The sequence below is a fragment of the Cytobacillus firmus genome, from assembly GCF_023657595.1.
Lineage (GTDB): Bacteria > Bacillota > Bacilli > Bacillales > Cytobacillaceae > Cytobacillus > Cytobacillus firmus_B.
The window spans coordinates 425,761-443,586 of record NZ_CP098323.1; the positions used below are offsets into that span (position 1 = coordinate 425,761).

Here is a 17,826-nt window from a genome sequence, read left to right on the forward strand (position 1 = left end):
TTATTTTCTTAAAATAATATTATTTAACGGTGTGTTCATAGAAAACAAGTAATAATATTATATCTGAATATTTTTCTGTATTTTTATGATGAACACTTGTATTTATATGGTGGAATTTTCTCTTGATTTCTGTGAGGATAAGAGTAAAATAAAGATTAAATTTTCAGAGATTGGGAGATGTCAGGATGAAAGTGGTGAAGTTCGGAGGATCTTCTTTAGCATCCGGAAAGCAAATCGAGAAGGTATTCAATATTGTAAATGCTGATCCAGAGCGAAAGATCATTGTTGTCTCGGCTCCTGGAAAGCGATTCTCAGAGGATGACAAGGTTACTGATTTATTAATCGCATGTGCAGAGAAACGGATTCAGGGGGAAGAAGCAGATGATTTGGCTGAAGCTGTATTGGATCGGTATGGCCAAATCGCTGATGAATTAGAGCTTGGTCCGGAAATTAAAGATATCATCAGGGATGATCTTTTTACGAGGCTTTCCAGTGATACGCATAATCCTGAAGTTTTCATGGATTTGATCAAAGCGAGCGGTGAAGATAACAACGCTAAGCTTGTAGCAGCCTATTTTCAGCAGCAGGGAATAGAAGCAAGATATGTGAGCCCGAAGGAAGCGGGATTGCTTGTCAGTCCGGAGCCCGGCAACGCTCAGGTGCTTCCTGAAGCATATGACAAGCTGCTTGCATTAAGGGAGCAGGACGGGATCATCATCTTTCCGGGTTTCTTTGGATATAGCAGGGATGGCCAGGTCTTCACATTTTCAAGAAGCGGATCGGATGTGACAGGCTCCATCTTGGCCGGTGCAGCCAAGGCGGATTTATATGAAAACTTTACAGATGTGGATGCGGTCTATTCGGTAAATCCCTTTATTGTAGAAAGCCCTAAAGAAATCAAAGAGCTGACATACCGGGAAATGCGGGAGCTTTCTTATGCAGGCTTTACTGTCCTGCATGATGAAGCGCTTGTACCGGCATTTCGGGCCGGAATTCCTGTGCAAATAAAAAATACGAATAATCCGTCTGCTCCCGGCACCAGGATTGTGAACGAGCGGGATAACACGAACGGACCTGTGATCGGGATTGCCAGTGATCAGGGATTCTGCAGCATCTATGTCGGCAAATACTTAATGAACAGGGAAGTCGGCTTTGGGAGGAGGCTGCTGACCATTTTGGAAGAGAATGGCCTCAGCTATGAGCATACACCCTCAGGAATTGATGACATTTCCATTATCCTGCGGGAAGACCAATTTACTGATGGGATGGAGGAAGAAATTCTGAACCGCATACAGCATGAACTTCATGCAGATGAAGTGAAAATCCAGCACAGCCTTTCACTTATTATGGTGGTTGGAGAAGGGATGCGCCAGAACATCGGAACAATGGCCCGTGCCTCCAAAGCCCTCGCTAAAGCGAAAGTCAATATGGAAATGATCAATCAGGGCTCATCTGAAGTGAGCATGATGTTTGGCGTACAGGCAGCGGATGAGGTACGTGCGGTACAGGCGCTTTATAATGAGTTTTTTGCTGCGGTGGCAGTAGTGTGATCATTTATGCGAAGGTAAATATGTTTATACGAAAAGAGCCAAAGTAAATAGGCTTTATATGCAATCAATCAAACGTTTGATTGAAAAAGCTTGGGGCATTAGCCTCGGGCTTTATTTTTTTTGTATGAAAAATCTTAGGATAATCAAAATAAGAAGGAAACTTTTTCAATTAGGAAGGAGAAAAGGATATGAAGAAATTACTGATCATAGGAATAATGCTGCTCATGCCGCTGAATATGCTGGCAGCTCCGGGCAGTGCAGCTGCACAAAAACCGTGTCTTACTCAATCAGAGGTTAAGTTTGAAAACGAATTCCGAAGACTATGGATCGACCATGTATTATGGACAAGCAACTATATTACAAGTGCCACAACTGCAGGGGCGGAGGATCAGAAGCAGGTATTGGCGCGCCTGCTTAAAAATCAGGAGGACATAGGGAATTCCATTAAGCCATATTACGGAGAAGCTGCAGGAGCTAAGCTGACAGAACTGCTTAAAGAGCATATTGTCATTGCGGGTGATATTGTGGAGGCAGCAAAGAGCGGACAGGGTGCAAAGGTGAACCAGCTGAACAAAAAATGGTATCGCAATGCCGATGATATCGCTGCTTTTCTAAGCGGAGCCAATCCAAATCTGAAAAATGAAGATGTGAAAAAACTGCTTTATAAGCATTTGGAATTAGTAACAAATGATCTGACAGCAAGCCTTGTTAAGGATTGGGAAGCAAGAATTGTTTCGATTGATGAGGGAGTGTCGCATATTATTATGATGGCAGATGCCATTTCTGATGCGGTTGTGAAGCAATTCCCGAACAAATTTAAAGGGTGACTGCAAGAGGCTTCAGCTTTGCTGGGGCTTCTCTTTTTTTTCCTTTGACAAAGCAGCATGTCTCATTATAAGCTATTTAGCGTGCCGAAAAAAATAATGTAAATTTTTCACATATAGAAGGAGGGGTATCCGTTTGTCAGGAGATCAAAAGAAAAAGATGATCATTTTGATGATCAATATGTTTATTGCAATCGGAAGCTTTGGTATTATCATTCCGATTTTGCCGGCTTATTTGGAATCCATTAATCAGGGAGGAACGGCAGCAGGCCTGATGATTGCCATTTTTGCGGGTGCCCAGCTGATTTTTTCTCCTATCGCGGGAAAATGGGCTGACCAGTACGGCCGCAGAAAGATGATTATTTACGGGTTAGCTGGTTTGACATTATCCATGCTTGTCTTTTATGCAGTAGATTCCATTTGGCTGCTTTACTTTTCACGTGTCATTGGAGGCATTGGAGCTGCCTTGCTGATTCCAGCTATTTTTGCTTACATTGCTGATATTACTACAATGGAGCAGCGTGCAAAAGGGAATGGTCTTGTCTCAGCTGCAATGTCACTTGGAATTGTGGTTGGACCTGGGATAGGCGGGTTTTTGGCAGACTTCGGCTTAAAAATGCCATTTCTGATTTCAGCGCTTGTATCTCTAGTGGCTGTTCTATTCTCCATTGTGCTCCTCGAAGAAAGCAGCACATTGCAGACAGTGCCGGGAGATATGCCTGAAGAGGAACCGATGGTCAAGAAACTGGCCATGTCCGTTAAGAAGCCTTATTTTATTCCGCTTATCATTACATTGGTGATGAGCTTTGGACTAATGGCGTATGAGTCAGTTCTTGGGCTCTACCTTGATAATGAATTTGCTGCTACTCCGCAGGAAATTGCCATTATGGTGACTTCGACAGGAGTCATTAGTGTTATTGTTCAATTATTTGTAGTCGATCGTGTGGTTAATAAATTCGGTGAAGGAAAGGTATTGAATATCTTTTTGGCTGTTGCAGCATCAGGGTTCCTAGTTTCACTGTTTGCAGGCAGCTATGCACTTTTCTTCGTTATTTCGCTGATCATTTTCCTTGCAACTTCCATTCTTCGCCCGGTTTTAACAACGTTAATCTCTAAAATGGCCGGTAATGAACAGGGATTTGCGATGGGAATGAACAATGCTTATATGAGCATTGGAAACGTTCTGGGGCCAACGATTGCCGGCGTACTTTACGATGTGCGGATAACCTATCCGTTTGTTCTTGGTTTGGCCCTATTGATCGTTACATTGTTTATCACGATTGCCTGGCAGAAAAAGGAGCCAAAACCAAAGGCAGCTGTGTAGAAAAAGGCTTGGAGACGTTGTCTTCAAGCTTTTTTACTTTTCTTTTTCACATAAAAAATCAGCTTTAAAGCCAGGCTGAAATTGTGGCAATTTTGTGAAAGAAACCTAGTTCGATTGACATAAGTTAAAAAATACATTATTCTGAAAATAACAAAAATATTGAGCGAATGACGGCTGCGGGAGAGAGCATACAGTAGCCACCGAAGGAGCAAGCTTCAAAAATACCCTTGAAGCCAATCTCTCAGGTAGACAGAACCTCAGTCGGACGCATCTCTGGAGAGCGCGCATGGACTTTGCGACACCAAAGGGGTCAAACTCTCAGGTAAAAGGACAGAGAAGGGGGATAAAGAAGCCGCCTTTTTTCTGTCCTTTTTATATGGATGGCAAGGCAGTTGGAGGAATCTATATGAATACAAATATTAACGCAAACCGGGCGACATTGCTGATATCCTGTCCAGAGAGACCGGGCATCATCTCCACAGTCTCTAACTTTCTGCTGGAGCATAACGCGAACATTGTGCATTTTGACCAGCACACAACCGATCCGCTGGCAGGCATCTTCTTCATGCGGATTGAATTCGATATGAATCATTTTGATGAGTCCTTTTTAAAACTGAAAGAGGATCTGCCTGAGATGGCCAAGGAATACTCTATGGAGTGGAAGCTGAGCGGCAAAGGCGAGCGCAAGCGGATGGCTATATTTGTTTCTAAAATGGATCACTGTCTGCTCGAGCTGCTGTGGCGCTGGAAATCGAAGGAGCTTGAAGTGGAAATTCCCCTTGTGATCAGCAATCATCCTGACATGAGGGAAGTGGTGGAGGGGTTTGGAATACCATATCATCATATTCCGATTACGCCCGACACTAAATCGGAAGCTGAGCAAAAGGCAGTAGAGCTGCTGGATGGAAAAGCGGATTTCATTGTGCTTGCGAGATATATGCAGATTCTTTCACCGAGCTTTATTTCCAAATATCCAAATAGGATTATCAATATCCATCATAGTTTTCTGCCGGCCTTCGTGGGAGCCAATCCTTATGCACGGGCGTTTAACCGCGGGGTCAAGCTGATTGGGGCAACTGCCCATTATGTAACAAATGATTTGGATGAAGGGCCGATCATTGAGCAGGATGTCCAGCGGGTTAACCACCGGCACACTGCACAGGATCTCAAAATTGCCGGCAGGCATGTGGAGAGGCAGGTCCTCGCACAGGCAGTGGCATGGCATGTGCAAGACAAAGTAATAGTGCATGGTAATAAGACGATTGTTTTTTAAGAGGACTTTCAATTTTCACAAGATTTGTTGCTTAATAAATATTATTTACTGAGTTAATTGGAGCGGAAGGTGCGAGACCACGCCCGCCCCGCGGAAAGCGAGCAGCCTGGAGCAGAAATGAACGGACAACATTGAAAGGCAAAAAACAACAATTATACGAAAAGAGCTTCAATAAAGATCTTGAATCAAGAAGTTACCAACATCATGAAAGAAGGTGAGCAGAAATGAAAAAGAAAAAATTATCAATGCTTGAAATGATTAAAGTTAATAGAGAAGAACTTTTAAAAGATCGCCGTGAGCTTGAGAAGATTGAAAAAAAAATAGACGATAAATATGTAAAAGCACAGTAAGAAAGGAAACCCGGCCTGGGAATAAAACAGGCCGGGTTTTTTATGAAATAAAAACGCCCAGGGAGGGAATCCCTGGGCGCCAACTTCTTATTTTTGTCTAAAGAAATCTGTGAAAGCATGATACATTTCCATACCCTGATAAAAGAACAGGCTGGAAGCTGTTAATGAAAATAACCCAATCATTAAAAATCTAATCCACATTATGTCTTCCTCCTTTAATTGTTTGGTTGGACAATTAAGGAGCTTGAATGACATAATTCGCCTCGTAGAAAATTGGAGTATAAAATATCTTTTTCCTGCGGGCGATGTGCAGGGCACTATATACAAAAAGGATAACTGCCAGAGTTGTAAAGGATAAAGAGATGATATCCAACGTGAAGATATGCTTTTTGGGATCATCTTTTAATAGGAAGCTCTCGGTAAAGTCCGAAACTGTTACCGCTTTGCTTTGGTCCATCGGAATGTCATTATAATGGACACCAGGATATTGGGTAATGAGAAAGGATAAAAACACAGACAGCAGTAAAAGTGGCATTACCTGGCGTTTCCTCATTCCCTCACCCCTTTTCAAGATTATAACTATCATCATAACCACTATTTATAGATTAGTAAACTAAAAGATTTTGACAGGATTCGTTAATATTCTATGTATATATTGTAAAAATAGCTGGGACAAATGATACAGGGGAACAAAGGCTTTTTGGCTGCAAGTCTAGATTACAGGCGAAAGAATAACCAAATCCTTACAAAAGACCTGATAAAATAGGCAGAGGTATTGTCATTCTCCTTTACACATCTTCATATTGCTTTAAAAAATGCCTCTTATAATCAAATGTGAATCCAGATTGAATTAAGAGGTGAAGAAAATGAACAATGAGAGATCGATTGATGATTTAATCAGAAAGTTTAATGAAGAAAATCTGAAGAGGGACATTGACCGCCGGAGCTTTCTATCTGGTGCAGGGAAAATAGCCGGCTTTTCGCTGGCGCTGGCTATGGCGCAATCATTAGGGGTGGGTAATCTAAAGGTTGATGCTGCTCCTAAGTTCAGCAAATACCCTTTTACGCTCGGTGTCGCATCAGGAGATCCTCTTTCTGACAGTGTGGTTTTATGGACAAGGCTAGCGCCCGATCCACTTAATGGAGGCGGGATGCCAAATCATGCTGTACCGGTCAAATGGGAACTTGCTGCAGATGAACACTTCCGAAAAGTTGTTAAACACGGGACTGAAATTGCAGTGCCCGAATTGGCGCATTCTGTGCATGTGGAGGCAGAAGGCTTAATGCCAAACACTGTTTATTATTATCGTTTTAAAAGCGGCAATGAGCTTAGTCCAATCGGCAAAACAAAGACACTTCCGCCTGCGGGTGCCAAAGTATCAGGGCTATCATTTGCATTTGCTTCATGTCAGCAGTATGAACATGGACTTTTTACAGCCTATCAGCATATGGCAAAGGAAAATTTGGATTTTGTCATTCACCTTGGCGACTACATATATGAATATGGACCAAATGAATATATTTCACCAACAGGAAATGTCCGCCATCATAGCGGGCCGGAAATTATCTCTCTAGAAGATTATCGGAATCGCCATGCTCAGTATAAATCTGATCAGCATCTTAGAGAAGCTCATGCTGCTTTCCCTTGGGTGGTCACTTGGGATGACCACGAAGTGGAAAATAACTATGCAGGAGGGATTCCGGAAAAAGGCCAGTCAGCTGAAGCATTTATTAAACGCAGGGCAGCAGCTTATCAGGCATACTATGAGCACATGCCACTCCGGTTATCTTCCATGCCAAATGGTGATGGTATGCAGTTGTATAGGGAGTTCAGCTATGGCAGCCTGGCGTCATTCCTTGTGCTTGATTCCCGGCAATATCGGGATGACCAGGCAAATGGTGATGGCAGCAAGCCGCATACACCGGAGTCGCTTGATCCAGCCCGGACTCTCCTTGGAAAAGAACAGGAACAGTGGGTTGAAAGCAATCTTAGTACCTCCCATGCTCATTGGAATGTGCTTGCACAGCAGGTGTTTTTTGTCCAGAGGAACTTCGGGACAAGTGCTTCGCCGAAGTTCAGCATGGATGCATGGGATGGATATCCTGCTGCCAGGGAGCGCCTGGCTGATTTCGCAGCTTCAAACAATATCGAAAATCTGATCGTCCTGACTGGAGATGTTCATGCAAGCTGGGCTTCCAATATTCTAACAGACTATGATGATCCAAATGCAAAGCTGATTGGGGCCGAATTTGTCGGAACCTCTATCACATCAGGAGGGAACGGATCAGATGTGAGAGCAGATACGGAAAAGACGCTTGCAGAGAATCCGCATATTAAGTTTTTTAATAATTATAGAGGCTATGTCCGCTGCCGGGTAACACCAGAGCAATGGCGTGCGGATTATCGGGTTCTTCCATTCGTAACAGAGCCAGGAGCGGATATTTCAACAAGAGCATCATTTGTTTTTGAAAAAGATCAGGCTGGATTGAAGCAGGTTTCGGCTTCTGCTGTCCCTCAGGGAGTTCGAATATCTGCCGAGGTTGAGGAAGACCGTCATCGTGCCCATAACCGGGCACATGAAAAGCAGCTTAAGAAAAAGCGCGAAAAGGTATTACATTAATAGGACGGTGAGAAGATGATTTCTAACATTGGCATTCCAGGCTTAATTCTTGTTCTTGTCATTGCCTTGATCATATTTGGGCCATCAAAGCTTCCCGAAATTGGGAGGGCGTTTGGGCGGACATTAACTGAGTTTAAAAGCGCGGCAAAAGACTTAGTGTCAGATGAGGGAATGAAAGAAGAGAAAAAGCCGGCACTTTCAGCTCTGAAAAGAGAAAAGTAGGGAATAAAAATACAGGCGCAAATTAGCCTGTATTTTTTATTGTGTGTTAATTTGTGAAATGTTTCACATAATATTCATTTTTGAATAATCCACTGGAATGAACAGTATAATATATTAATACTGTACTTATATTGTTTATCTAAAAATCCAACAGGGAGGCACCTTCACCATGAAAAAAATATTTCAGTTATTATTAATAATAGGCTTAGTCATGACGCCTTTTTTTACAAGCGCTCATGTGAAATGGTTCACGAATGTGGCGCCTAAAAAGGAAACCATTGAAAATATATTATCACCTTTATTCATGGGACTGGCCCTGGCGGCTGCGATTGTCCTTGCGCTATTGACATTGATTATCCCAAAGACTTCACAATGGGCTAAAGTCAAAAAGCTTGATGACTGGCTCTCAGGATTCCGCAAATACAGCAGATATATCCTGAAGTATGGAACTGCTGCGGCGTTAATAATCCAGGTAACGAACGGAACATTGTTTGCGCCTGAATTTCATTTAACCAGCACGATTGCTATGATATTAACGTGGGCTGCGATTGGCTTTCTGCTAATTCCTCATCATATTTCAACAAAGGCCGGGGCCGTTATTTTACTGGGGCTGTTTGTGTACGTTACCATGCAGAATGGCATTTTCCATATGCTTGATTATGGATATTATGTTGCCATTATTGGAGTCCTGATGGTCGGCAGCACGAAGCTCGAGAAGGTTGGATTTCCATTCTTATATTTGGGCACAGGTTTATCTTTATGCTGGGTGGCTGTCGAAAAATGGGTATATCCAAGCATGTCACTGGATATTGTGGCCAATCATGGAGTCCCTACATTCGGATTTGCACCTGCTGCATTCGTTGTTATGGCTGCATTCATTGAATTTGTGGTCGGTTACCTTCTTGTAGTAGGGATTCTTAACCGTGTAGTTGGCTTCGTCGTGACAGTTATTTTCATCACTACCACAATGCTGTTTGGCATGACAGAAGTGATCGGGCATTTTATGATTCATATTGTGCTGATTATTTTCATCATTGAAGGGGTGTCTTTCTATAACCCGCCGATCAAGCTGCACAAAACTAAGGCGGATCAATTTGTGTTTGTATTCCTGAACTTTATTTTCGTCCTTGCGACATTCATTTTAATTTATTACCGATTTGCATAAGCATTGACATTTTGATGAAAATAGAATATGATTTATTTAAATAGTTGAATAGTTTCTCCTAAAGGGGAGTAGCTTTTACAGCAGAGTCGTCATTTCGGAGTTAAGAGCTCCCGGCTTTGTTGGCAACCTTAACGTTGTTAGCAAGACCTTTGCCTGTTTCGGGTAAAGGTCTTTTTGTTTTTTAAAACCTTTACCGCTTGCTGGTAGAGGTTTTTTTATTGCCTGATATAGCTTGGCAATGGAAATCCTCAATCGACATAACTGCAGGGAAACAGTGCGAAGCTTTCAATACTTAAAAAACAAAGGAAAGGAGACCAAGATGAAAAAAGCTAAGATATCGTTTGCTGAATTAATTAAGAAAAACAAAGAAGAGCTGCTGAGAGATCAAGCAATGCTTGAGAAAATTGAAAAGCGTTTAGACGAAAAATACACAAAGGTGAAATAAGGGAGGGTGCTTAGATGGAATTATCACTAATACTTGAGTATGGATGGGTGCTGCTGCTGCTTGTGGCGCTGGAGGGTTTATTGGCTGCTGATAACGCGCTGGTGCTGGCGATTATGGTAAAGCATCTTCAGGAGGAGCAGAGGAAGAAGGCTTTATTCTACGGGTTGGCTGGAGCGTTTGTTTTCCGCTTTGGATCGTTATTTGCAATTTCTTATTTAGTTGACGTATGGCAGGTTCAAGCGATCGGAGCACTGTATCTTCTGTTCATCGCGGCCAATCATATATTAAGAAAGTTTCTTGTGAAAAAAGGCGAGGAAGAAGCAGAGATTACAAAATCAAAAAAGCAATCAGGCTTTTGGCTTACGGTTTTTAAAGTAGAGCTTGCTGATATTGCTTTCGCTGTAGACTCTATTCTGGCAGCAGTTGCCCTGGCTGTGGCTCTTCCGGATTCAGGACTTGGCCATGTAGGCGGACTTGACGGCGGAAAGTTCTTTGTCATCTTTGCAGGCGGTATGATCGGATTGATCATTATGCGTTTTGCTGCTAACCTATTTGTGGATCTGCTTCACAGGAGACCTGGACTTGAGGTTGCAGCATTTGGTATTGTCGGCTGGGTTGGTGTCAAACTGGCTGTCTACACAATGTCCCATCCGGCGCTGGCGATCCTGCCTGAAGGATTTGCCAAGTCGACGGAATGGAAAGCTACTTTCTACGTAGTCTTAATTGGAATAGCATTAGCTGGATGGATTCTTTCCAAGGAAGTACAGGAAGTGCCAGCAGAGGAAAAAGCAAGCTGATCAAGCAGGGCGGAGGTTATCCGCCCTGTTTTTTAATGAGCACTTTCAATCAAACGTTTGATTGAATACCCATGAGCCCGGAGCTAGCTTGCCATTCTTCTTTCAGGATGCCCATTTCTATTAAGCTCCAATAATCATTTTTAACTTTATTGGTCTGCCTGAGAAGCCCTTCTTTTTGGAAACCTGCTTGCTTGTAGATCTTAATAGCAGGCAAATTAAAATCGAAAACTCCGAGACTGATTCTATTTAATTTCAGCTTCTGGAAGGCTAAGTTCAGGATTTGATGAATCATTTCTGAAGCATACCCTTTCCCCCGTGCTTCAGGGCGGATGAAAACTTTTCCAACCCTCGCAGTTTCGTTGACACGGTCTACTCTGCCTAGGGAAATATGACCGACGATTTCATCGTTTGCCATAACTTTGAATATATAATCCGAGCTGGTATCCAGATTCGCAGAGCTTATATACTTAGCAAGCTGCACATGATCAAGCGGGAATTCGAAATGAGCACCGCTCCACTGAATCATTAATTCCGGTGTGCTGATCCAGCTGATGAGCAAATCGAAGTCTTCTTCTGTAAAAGGTTCTAATTTTACCATGGGAATCTCCTTATATTTATCATCTAATTGTTCTTTTTTTATCTATTTTACAGAGTTCAGGAAAAATCCTTCTAAGTTATGCGTGAAATAAAAGTAATGAGTACATATTAATTTAAAGAACCATAAGGAAGGAGCGAATGAGTTGTCTAGAAAAGATGAGCAAAAAAAGAAACAGACACAAGGTCCAAAAGAGGAGAGGGAGCTTGTCAATGAGTTTGGAAAATATAAGGGGGATCAGCCGGTTCCGCAGCCTAAGGATTATGATGAGATAGAGTATTAGAAAAAGCAGGATAATCCCTGCTTTTTTTCTAAGGTAAGAAAGTATAAAATTTTGAACGTCGATAATTGTCTTATCTCCAGCGCCTACCCCCTCGAGGTCACAAGCCGATCCTCCCAAAAAGGCAAAGGACGCCTTTCCGTAAGGCTCGTCTTGTACTTGAGGCCCGCAGGACAAGGAAGGCCTCGTCAGCATAAACATCGCACGACCGAAAGGGATAGCTTTTGGGAGGATGCGGGTCATGCAGACGTTGCCACAGGACGTGGCGATCTTAGTCTGCGTTCCTTCATGAACAAGGCGCTTGCGCTTTTCTTAACTAAGTCTCTGGCCTTAGATTATTTTAATGCTGAGGGAGCTTAATCCTTCTTGTATTTCTTTTTAAACTATAGGTAAGAAAAGCAAGAAGGGGAAAATGTATGAATGAAAAATTGGAAGTTAGTTTGCATGGGCTTATCATTTTAATATCATTGTATATATTGTTTAATTTTATGCCGACACTTTTGCCGGCTTATAAATGGGTTAATATTACAGGCATGGCTGCCATATTAGTGATGGATGTTTACTTTATTTCTGCAGGCAGGTTATCCCGGTTGAAATACAGCAGACTGGCACTGATTTATATGTTCAGTCTGCTTTTAATCGTTTTTATTACCTTTTATTTAACCAAGATACTCGTTCTTACTGATGCCTATGGGCTCGAGAGTATACTGAGGGAATATGAAGCGGAAGGAAAGCTCATCTTTTTCCTGATTTGCTTTTTACAGCCCATCCTTTTGCCGCTTCCTGAAGCCGTCACACTGCCTGCAGGAAGTGCTGTTTTCGGTCCTGCTGCCGCTGCCTTTCTTGGATTCACAGGTACACTTTCGGGGATTATTATTATGTTCTGGACTGCAAGGATAGGGGGATTAAAGCTTGTATCAAGGTTTATAAAGGAGCGGCACCTGGACAAATACCAAAAATACATGGAGAGAAATGAAAACTCCATACTAGTACTGCTGTTTGTTATTCCGATATTGCCGGATGAGATCATTTGTGTTGGAGCAGGAATGGGTGGTGTATCATTTAAAAAGTTCCTGGGAATTGCTTCTATATCCAAAATAGCAACTTCCTTGCTACTGGCTTACTCTCTTTCATTCGCCAATGCACTATCTTTATCTGGCTTACAGCTTTTATTTGTTGTTTCAATGGCGATGGGAGTATTTTACAGTGTTTTTCACTTTTATAAAAGAAGAAAAGAAGCTATTAGGATTTTCCGTAAGCTCTAAATGATTCCTCCTATCGCTGTCAGCGAAACTATTCAGGCAACGATAGGATTAATCACTCTAAATAGATGCGAAAATTCCCGATGCTTTGGCAACCACCTGATTCTGATCGTTAAAAATCAGGCAATCTGTGTGGCTGAGTGTCCGTCCTCTTTTAACAAGGTGAGCATCGGCAACTAGATATTCCCCTGTCGCCCCCTTTAAGAAACTGACCTTCAAGTCAGCGGTCACCACGGACTGCTTCTGATTTTCATCCGGCTCGAAAATATTCCCCATTGCTACATCCGCAAGAGTGGAAATGATCCCTCCATGCACCAGTCCGGCGCTGTTAATAAAGAGCGGCTGGATGGGCAAAGTGACTTTCATTTTGCTATCACTGATTCTTTCGTAATGGAATTTCAGAAATTCATCAAAAGGCTGTTTGATTAGCATTTTCTACACTCCAATTTCTTTAAGTTAGGCTGTTTTCGCAAAGTTTGTTGCTTTATATATTTAATTTGCTGAGTTGATTGGAGCGAAAGGTGCGAGATCCTCGAAAATGCATTCGCATTTTCTTCGTGCGGTGTTTACTCAATGGAAACTTGCGGGAGTAGCGTGACAGGTGAGACCCCCCAGACGCGCAGTGTTGAGGAGGCTCACCGCCCGCCCCGCTGTTCGCTGAGCATCCTGGAGCGAAAATCAACGGACAACATTGATAGGCGAAAAAACTATTTTTACGAAAAGAGCCTTAAGTTAACATGGTTATTCCCGATTTTTTGTGAAATCCCTGCTAATTTGCAGAGAAAAGGCTCCAAAATTGTTACATAGTTTCTTAAAATCTAAAAAAGTGATATTATTTTCAATAAATTCAAAAAAAGGCGGGCTGGATGATGGCAAAAGTAGAGAATATTAGTTTCGCAGAAAACTTTCCTATTTCATTTAAGGAACTGGAAGAAGAAGCAGAGAAAGTAATGGGAGCAGGTGGATTTGGCTATGTTCAATCAGGAGCCGGCGGGGAAGAAACGCTGAAAAAGAATATCGAATCCTTGGCAAAATACTCAATAGTACCGAGGATGCTGAGAGATGTTTCAGTGCCTGATATAAGTGTGAAATTATGTGGAAAAACATATCCTTACCCGGTTTTCCTGGCACCAATTGGGATGCAGCGGCTTGAACATAATGAGGGAGAGCTGGCGTCTGCACGGGCAGCAGCTTCGTTTGGAGTTCCTTTTATCCAGAGCACAGTATCCAGTTATTCCATTGAAGAAATCGCAAAGGCAACAGGCTCGAGTCCAAAATGGTTCCAATTATATTGGTCCAATTATGAAGAAGCATCTTTCAGTATGGTTCGCCGTGCGGAAGAAGCGGGGTATGAGGCAATTGTGTTAACGGTTGATACGGTGATGATGGGATGGAGGGAAGCCGATTTAAGAAACAATTTTTCCCCGTTAAAGCTTGGCTATGGTAAAGCAAACTATGAAAGCGATCCCTTCTTTATGGCTTCTCTCCAGGACGGTGATGTCGTACAGGGAATCCTTGATAATATTCATCATCCAACATTAAGCTGGGAACATATTGCCAGATTAAAAGAGAAAACCAGCCTGCCCATTTTATTAAAGGGCATTCTCCACCCTGAGGATGCCAGGCTGGCCGTTGAAAGAGGGATAGACGGTATCATTGTCTCCAACCATGGCGGCAGACAGCTTGATGGAGTGATTGCGGCGATTGATGCGCTTGAACCGATTGCGAAGGAAGTTAAAGGAAGGATTCCAGTATTGTTTGACAGCGGCATTCGCCGAGGCTCAGATGTGGTTAAAGCTCTGGCACTGGGAGCTGACGCCGTTTGTCTGGGGCGGCCGTATGTGTACGGCTTGGCCATTGGCGGGCAGGAAGGAGTTGAAAAAGTGCTTGCCAACTTTATAGAAGAAACAAAAGTGTCTCTGTCTCTTGCGGGGGTGGGGAATTTAAAGGATATTGCTGGTCTGCGGTTAATTCGATAAAACCTTCTTAAAAAAATTCTGGGTTGTTGACAGTTGAGACTGTGTTTAATAGTATACCTATAGGGGTACATTATTAATATGCCATTACTAAAGGAGATGCAGTTATGTTCGATTACACAGCTGAAACCGAAAAATCAATTGAAGAAGCGATATCCTCACTGGAAGGAAGTCTGAAGGACGAAAAGTTCGGAGTTCTATGGCAGTTTAATGTTCAGGAGAAGCTGCAGGAAAAAGGCTTGGAATATAACGAGGCATTCCATGTGTTAGAGGTATGTAATCCGAATGAAGCACATCGCGTTTTAACACAGAATAAAATGGCCGGCTACTTCCTGCCTTGTAAAATTGTCGTCTATGAAGACAAGGGCAAAACGAAAATTGGGATGCCTAAGCCGACAAGTATGATTGAGCTAATCAATGACGAATCTGTTCAAAGCTTCGCAGCAGAAATTGAAGAGCGCTTAATCCAGTGCATCAAGAGAAGTATATAAGTTAAAAGTTTGATGACAGTGCCGGAATAATTTGTTAAGCTTGAAATAGCTTATCAAATTAAATATCTATGTAACTACTAGGGGTGCCCCGAATGTGCGGGCTGAGAGGAAAGCGCTTATAGCTTTCCGACTCTTATGGACCTGATCTGGTTAATGCCAGCGGAGGGAAGTAGGATTTGACAATATGTCGATTCATATACTTAAACCAAGCCGGGTCCTTTGTGGGGATCTGGCTTTTTTGTATACATACTTCTCATCCAGATAAGCAATCAGGCTGCCCTTTTAGAAAGGAGGTTTAGATGAACAGAACCCGATTGTTGACTACGATGGCACTATTTACGGCGATTGGGACACTGGGATCCCATTTGCTCTGGTTTCCGGCAGGTATAGCCAAGGCCTATCCGGTTCAGCATGCGGTAAATGTATTGGCCGCGGTGACTCTTGGACCACTGCCGGCAGCAGCCATTGCTTTTATGATTGCTTTGCTGCGTAATATGCTTGGATTCGGGACGCTGCTTGCGTTTCCAGGCGGCATGATCGGTGCGTTTTTGGCTGGTGTCCTTTATTTGAAATTCGGCCGGAAAATATGGGCTGCCGCTGGCGAGGTTTTGGGCACCGGTATAATCGGAGCATTGTTTGCTGTTCCGTATGCAAAATTTCTCATGGGCAGTGAAGCTGGTGCATTCTTCTTTGTGCCGCCGTTTCTGGTCAGCAGCATTGCCGGTGCGGCGATAGGCTGGTTGGTGTTAGCGAAGGTTAAAGAGAAGAATTTGGTTCAGAATATGTGATGATTTTGGGCTGGAGAAGTAAGATTGGTTAGCAGAGTAAGGGAGAGCAGCATAGCAATCTGACTTTATGAGCGATTTTCAAGAGTTATGGGCGAGATCCAAAATGTATGAGCGAAAAACGTCAAGTTAGACAATCGATAAAAAAACAATTAAAAATGTTAGAAAACTGCTAGGGGCGCTACGGCTGAGATAAGGAGCTTTTCCTTGGTCCCTTGGAACCTGATCTGGATAATGCCAGCGCAGGGAAGCAGTGAGGACCTCATTATATATCCTCATGCTTTTTCCCCGGCAGCTTCTGTATTTAATTAAGGAGGCTATTTTTTATGACTTTTTCAGAAATTCTGCGCAAGGAAAATGAAGATTTGTTTCAGCTGATATTTGAACATCCATTTGTTCAGGGGATCGGGAGAGGGGATGTGCCGAAAGAGGCGCTTGCTCATTACATTAAAGCGGACTTTGAGTATTTGAATGCGTTCATGCATATTTACGGAATTGCGATTTCAAAGTCAGCTGAACGTAAGGATATTGCATACTTTAACCAGCAAATAGAATTTGTATTGAACAGCGAAGTACACCCCCACCATAATTTTTGCCAGCAGATTGGGGTGGATTACGAAGCATTGCAGGGATATCCGCTTCCGCCGACAGCCGATCATTATGTAAAGCATATGATGTATCATGCCCATACAGGCGGCATGGGTGAAATACTCGCTGCATTATTGCCTTGCCCATGGACTTATTGGGAAATTGGGCTTGAGCTCATGAAGCAATATGAGCCAGATGAGAACCATCCGTTTTATCCGTGGATTTCTTTTTATGCAAACCTTAGAGTCGAAGCTGTGACCATGAATATGAGAAACCGTTTGGATGAACTTGCTGAAGCGGCATCACCGGAAGAAAGGCAGCGAATGAAGGATGCTTTCCGAAAAAGCTGCCAGCTGGAGCTTGGTTTCTGGGAGATGGCTTATACCTGCGAAGAGTGGCCGGCGGGCAATCCGGCAGCAGTCAGATAGAAAAGCGTAAGCGACTCGCTCACCCTCGACACCTCGATGTGCAGGCTGCTTGCGCTAGAGAGTTATCGAAGTTCAAAATTTTATACTTTCTTATTTAATAAGAAAAACGCCTGCATCTGCTTTATGGCAGTGCAGGCGTTTTTTCAAAATCCCATCTGTAGTGAGCGGTAATGGGAGTCTTAAAAGAAGATAGTTTTACTTCTGCTGCAAATGGGGTGGAGTTATGTATTACGTATGGAATGCCATCTTTAGTCCGTTTGTCAGATATGAAAGCCACATGGTCGAATTTAGGAGAAAGGAAAACCACAATATCACCCGGCTGCCATTGCTGAAGGTTCTTAACATCTCCTGGAATCAGTTCTGTTGTTAATGACTTTGCGAACCGGCTAAAAAAGATATTCTGGTTTGGTACCCTTCTGAAATCAATGTTCGGATCAGGCTTGCCATGGACTCTTGAATACAAGTCCGTATTTTCGGCGATATCCTGATCAATAAGATCCTTTATGGTTACATCAGCCCCCTGGAAACCTCTCCAAATCACGTCTGTACAGACACCCTCGCCATCGGGCGGATAGCCTCCCGCATAGTAGGCACTTTTATATGGCGTGCGCTGTTCCACTTCTTTTCTGGCTGTCTGGACCATATCAAGCGGATCAGCAATGCCGTTTTGATTTGAATCGGCCTGTGAGTAATCAGAGGGCATCTCCAGTTTCTTTGCAAAAGGATTTCCGAAATGAATGCCGATGGAATCCAGAATGATTCCACCCCGAAAAAAAAGAATGAAAAATAACAGTACTCCAATTATTGAAGTAAATACCTTTTTAACCATAAGTACACCTCACCTATTTTA

General features: G+C 42.9%; 20 protein-coding genes and 3 riboswitches. Of the genes, 16 read left to right on the top strand and 4 right to left on the bottom strand.

Translation table 11 applies throughout. The features are described from left to right. Window positions 1-185 precede the first annotated feature (185 nt). The 5 genes from NAF01_RS02175 to NAF01_RS02195 all read left to right on the top strand — a co-directional run bounded on the left by NAF01_RS02175 (window position 186) and on the right by NAF01_RS02195 (window position 5,321). The gene (locus NAF01_RS02175; protein ID WP_250801630.1) at window positions 186-1,550 is read left to right on the top strand and encodes an aspartate kinase; all 1,365 of its coding nucleotides are present in this window, start codon (window positions 186-188) and stop codon (window positions 1,548-1,550) included. Window positions 1,551-1,738: 188 nt separating this feature from the next. Then, on the top strand, window positions 1,739-2,377 hold the full coding sequence (locus tag NAF01_RS02180; RefSeq protein ID WP_250801631.1) for a glycosyltransferase: 639 nt from the start codon (window positions 1,739-1,741) through the stop codon (window positions 2,375-2,377). A 133-nt stretch (window positions 2,378-2,510) separates the two neighbouring features. Beyond that, the gene (locus NAF01_RS02185; protein ID WP_163144846.1) at window positions 2,511-3,698 is read left to right on the top strand and encodes an MFS transporter; all 1,188 of its coding nucleotides are present in this window, start codon (window positions 2,511-2,513) and stop codon (window positions 3,696-3,698) included. Window positions 3,699-3,865: 167 nt separating this feature from the next. After that, a riboswitch (glycine riboswitch) is annotated at window positions 3,866-3,966 on the top strand. 138 nt (window positions 3,967-4,104) lie between these two features. After that, the gene (gene purU, locus NAF01_RS02190; RefSeq protein WP_226620195.1) at window positions 4,105-4,971 is read left to right on the top strand and encodes a formyltetrahydrofolate deformylase; all 867 of its coding nucleotides are present in this window, start codon (window positions 4,105-4,107) and stop codon (window positions 4,969-4,971) included. A gap of 224 nt (window positions 4,972-5,195) precedes the next feature. Continuing rightward, on the top strand, window positions 5,196-5,321 hold the full coding sequence (locus NAF01_RS02195; protein ID WP_226620196.1) for an FbpB family small basic protein: 126 nt from the start codon (window positions 5,196-5,198) through the stop codon (window positions 5,319-5,321). 235 nt (window positions 5,322-5,556) lie between these two features. On the opposite strand, the gene NAF01_RS02200 is transcribed toward NAF01_RS02195, so the two are convergent. After that, window positions 5,557-5,874, bottom strand: coding sequence for a hypothetical protein (locus NAF01_RS02200; RefSeq protein WP_250801632.1), 318 nt, complete (start codon window positions 5,872-5,874; stop codon window positions 5,557-5,559). A 313-nt stretch (window positions 5,875-6,187) separates the two neighbouring features. Between NAF01_RS02200 and NAF01_RS02205 the strand changes: the two genes are divergently transcribed. The 5 genes from NAF01_RS02205 (at window position 6,188) to NAF01_RS02225 (ending at window position 10,571) form a co-directional block, all read left to right on the top strand. Continuing rightward, window positions 6,188-7,942 carry an alkaline phosphatase D family protein gene (locus NAF01_RS02205; RefSeq protein WP_250801633.1) on the top strand — a complete coding sequence of 585 codons (1,755 nt, stop codon included), beginning with the start codon at window positions 6,188-6,190 and terminating at the stop codon, window positions 7,940-7,942. Window positions 7,943-7,957: 15 nt separating this feature from the next. Next, window positions 7,958-8,164: a twin-arginine translocase TatA/TatE family subunit gene (locus NAF01_RS02210; RefSeq protein ID WP_226620198.1), complete on the top strand. Its 207-nt coding sequence runs from the start codon at window positions 7,958-7,960 to the stop codon at window positions 8,162-8,164. Between the two features lie 169 nt (window positions 8,165-8,333). Continuing rightward, entirely contained in the window at window positions 8,334-9,329 is a 996-nt protein-coding gene (locus NAF01_RS02215) for a hypothetical protein (RefSeq protein ID WP_250801634.1), read from the top strand. 319 nt (window positions 9,330-9,648) lie between these two features. Beyond that, window positions 9,649-9,774: an FbpB family small basic protein gene (locus tag NAF01_RS02220; protein ID WP_076258308.1), complete on the top strand. Its 126-nt coding sequence runs from the start codon at window positions 9,649-9,651 to the stop codon at window positions 9,772-9,774. A 14-nt stretch (window positions 9,775-9,788) separates the two neighbouring features. Then, window positions 9,789-10,571, top strand: coding sequence for a TerC family protein (locus NAF01_RS02225; RefSeq protein ID WP_250801635.1), 783 nt, complete (start codon window positions 9,789-9,791; stop codon window positions 10,569-10,571). 49 nt (window positions 10,572-10,620) lie between these two features. Here the strand turns inward: NAF01_RS02225 and NAF01_RS02230 are convergent, their stop codons facing one another. Further along, window positions 10,621-11,169, bottom strand: a complete 549-nt coding sequence (locus NAF01_RS02230) for a GNAT family N-acetyltransferase (RefSeq protein WP_095245492.1) — start codon at window positions 11,167-11,169, stop codon at window positions 10,621-10,623. 142 nt (window positions 11,170-11,311) lie between these two features. On the opposite strand from NAF01_RS02230, the gene NAF01_RS02235 reads away from it, so the two are divergent. Then, window positions 11,312-11,449 (top strand): hypothetical protein, encoded by a 138-nt coding sequence (locus NAF01_RS02235; protein WP_179289075.1) that lies wholly within the window; start codon window positions 11,312-11,314, stop codon window positions 11,447-11,449. A 413-nt stretch (window positions 11,450-11,862) separates the two neighbouring features. Then, a complete protein-coding gene (locus NAF01_RS02240; RefSeq protein ID WP_250801636.1) occupies window positions 11,863-12,711 on the top strand; it encodes a TVP38/TMEM64 family protein in 849 nt (282 codons plus the stop codon). A 57-nt stretch (window positions 12,712-12,768) separates the two neighbouring features. On the opposite strand, the gene NAF01_RS02245 is transcribed toward NAF01_RS02240, so the two are convergent. Then, on the bottom strand, window positions 12,769-13,140 hold the full coding sequence (locus NAF01_RS02245) for a PaaI family thioesterase (RefSeq protein ID WP_226620203.1): 372 nt from the start codon (window positions 13,138-13,140) through the stop codon (window positions 12,769-12,771). Between the two features lie 437 nt (window positions 13,141-13,577). Here NAF01_RS02245 and NAF01_RS02250 point away from each other — a divergent pair, with 437 nt between their 5' ends. The 4 genes from NAF01_RS02250 (at window position 13,578) to tenA (ending at window position 16,976) form a co-directional block, all read left to right on the top strand. Further along, window positions 13,578-14,687 carry an alpha-hydroxy-acid oxidizing protein gene (locus NAF01_RS02250; RefSeq protein WP_250802412.1) on the top strand — a complete coding sequence of 370 codons (1,110 nt, stop codon included), beginning with the start codon at window positions 13,578-13,580 and terminating at the stop codon, window positions 14,685-14,687. Window positions 14,688-14,791: 104 nt separating this feature from the next. Next, window positions 14,792-15,175 (top strand): DUF302 domain-containing protein, encoded by a 384-nt coding sequence (locus NAF01_RS02255; protein ID WP_197212553.1) that lies wholly within the window; start codon window positions 14,792-14,794, stop codon window positions 15,173-15,175. A 69-nt stretch (window positions 15,176-15,244) separates the two neighbouring features. After that, window positions 15,245-15,360, top strand: a riboswitch (TPP riboswitch). Window positions 15,361-15,474: 114 nt separating this feature from the next. Further along, window positions 15,475-15,963 (top strand): energy coupling factor transporter S component ThiW, encoded by a 489-nt coding sequence (gene thiW, locus NAF01_RS02260; RefSeq protein ID WP_197249262.1) that lies wholly within the window; start codon window positions 15,475-15,477, stop codon window positions 15,961-15,963. A gap of 161 nt (window positions 15,964-16,124) precedes the next feature. Then, window positions 16,125-16,226: riboswitch (TPP riboswitch) on the top strand. Window positions 16,227-16,286: 60 nt separating this feature from the next. After that, entirely contained in the window at window positions 16,287-16,976 is a 690-nt protein-coding gene (gene tenA / locus NAF01_RS02265; protein ID WP_197212551.1) for a thiaminase II, read from the top strand. A gap of 121 nt (window positions 16,977-17,097) precedes the next feature. Here tenA and NAF01_RS02270 read toward each other — a convergent pair whose 3' ends face one another. Then, complete coding sequence (locus NAF01_RS02270; protein ID WP_250801637.1) at window positions 17,098-17,805, bottom strand: DUF1287 domain-containing protein; 708 nt, start codon at window positions 17,803-17,805, stop codon at window positions 17,098-17,100. Window positions 17,806-17,826: the final 21 nt, after the last annotated feature.